Here is a 1915-nt window from a genome sequence, read left to right as displayed (position 1 = left end):
CGAGCGTAAGTGACTCCAATAGCGCAAGTACGTCATTAAGTGAATCGACAAGTACGAGTCTTTCAGACTCAACGAGTGTGTCCACATCAGACAGTACATCAACATCAACGAGTGAGAGTGACTCAAACAGTGCAAGCACATCTTTAAGTGAGTCGACAAGCACAAGCGTTTCAGATTCAACAAGCACGTCGACATCAGAAAGTGCATCCACATCAACGAGTGAGAGTGAATCAGCGAGTACAAGTAAGAAGTTATCAGAATCAGCGAGTACGTCGATGTCTGATAGCGCATCTGCATCAACGAGTGAATCAAACAGTACAAGTACGTCATTAAGTGGCTCGACAAGTACGAGTCTTTCAGGATCAACGAGTACATCGACTTCAGAAAGTGCGTCAACATCAACGAGCGTAAGTGACTCCAATAGCGCAAGTACGTCATTAAGTGAATCGACAAGTACGAGTCTTTCAGACTCAACGAGTGTGTCCACATCAGACAGTACATCAACATCAACGAGTGAGAGTGACTCAAACAGTGCAAGCACATCTTTAAGTGAGTCGACAAGCACAAGCGTTTCAGATTCAACAAGCACGTCGACATCAGAAAGTGCATCCACATCAACGAGTGAGAGTGAATCAGCGAGTACAAGTAAGAAGTTATCAGAATCAGCGAGTACGTCGATGTCTGATAGCGCATCTGCATCAACGAGTGAATCAAACAGTACAAGTACGTCATTAAGTGGCTCGACAAGTACGAGTCTTTCAGGATCAACGAGTACATCGACTTCAGAAAGTGCGTCAACATCAACGAGCGTAAGTGACTCCAATAGCGCAAGTACGTCATTAAGTGAATCGACAAGTACGAGTCTTTCAGACTCAACGAGTACATCGACATCAGATAGTACGTCTGCATCAACAAGTGAGAGTGACTCAAACAGTACAAGCACATCCATGAGTGAATCATTAAGCACAAGCGTTTCAGATTCAACAAGCACATCGACATCAGACAGTGCATCAACGTCAACGAGTGTGAGCGACTCCAATAGCGCAAGTACGTCATTAAGTGAATCATCAAGTACAAGCGTTTCAGATTCAACAAGTACGTCAACGTCAGAAAGTGCATCAACGTCAACGAGTGTGAGCGACTCAAATAGTACAAGTACGTCATTAAGTGAATCGACAAGTACGAGTCTTTCAAACTCAACAAGTACGTCAACATCAGACAGTGCATCAACGTCAACGAGTGTGAGCGACTCCAATAGCGCAAGTACATCGTTGATTGACTCGACAAGTACGAGCGTTTCAGACTCAACGAGTATGTCGACATCAGAAAGTGCATCCACATCAACGAGTGAGAGTGAGTCAAACAGTGAAAGTACATCATTAAGTGACTCGACAAGTACGAGCGTTTCAGACTCAACAAGAACATCAACATCCGATAGTGCATCTACATCTATGAGTGTAAGCTACTCAAACAGTGCAAGTACGTCCTTAAGTGACTCGACAAGTACAAGCATTTCGGATTCAACGAGTACATCGACATCAGACAGTGCGTCAACGTCAACAAGTGTGAGCTACTCAAACAGTGCAAGCACATCTTTAAGTGAGTCGACAAGCACAAGCGTTTCAGATTCAACAAGCACGTCGACATCAGAAAGTGCATCCACATCAACGAGTGAGAGTGAATCAGCGAGTACAAGTAAGAAGTTATCAGAATCAGCGAGTACGTCGATGTCTGATAGCGCATCTGCATCAACGAGTGAATCAAACAGTACAAGTACGTCATTAAGTGGCTCGACAAGTACGAGTCTTTCAGGATCAACGAGTACATCGACTTCAGAAAGTGCGTCAACATCAACGAGCGTAAGTGACTCCAATAGCGCAAGTACGTCATTAAGTGAATCGACAAGTACGAGTCT

The 1915-nt window shown here is 44.2% G+C and carries 1 protein-coding gene and 1 pseudogene; both read right to left on the bottom strand.

Annotated elements, in window-relative coordinates:
* Positions 1 to 1339: hypothetical protein (locus AC1Q7N_RS11640; RefSeq protein ID WP_492713240.1), on the bottom strand; the 1339-nt coding region annotated here is incomplete at its 3' end.
* 231 nt (positions 1340 to 1570) lie between these two features.
* Positions 1571 to 1915: pseudogene (locus AC1Q7N_RS11635) on the bottom strand (hypothetical protein); the annotation flags it as partial.

Source organism: Staphylococcus sp. GW823-FHT05F06, from assembly GCF_058795495.1.
This window is presented reverse-complemented; position numbering and strand designations above follow the sequence as displayed.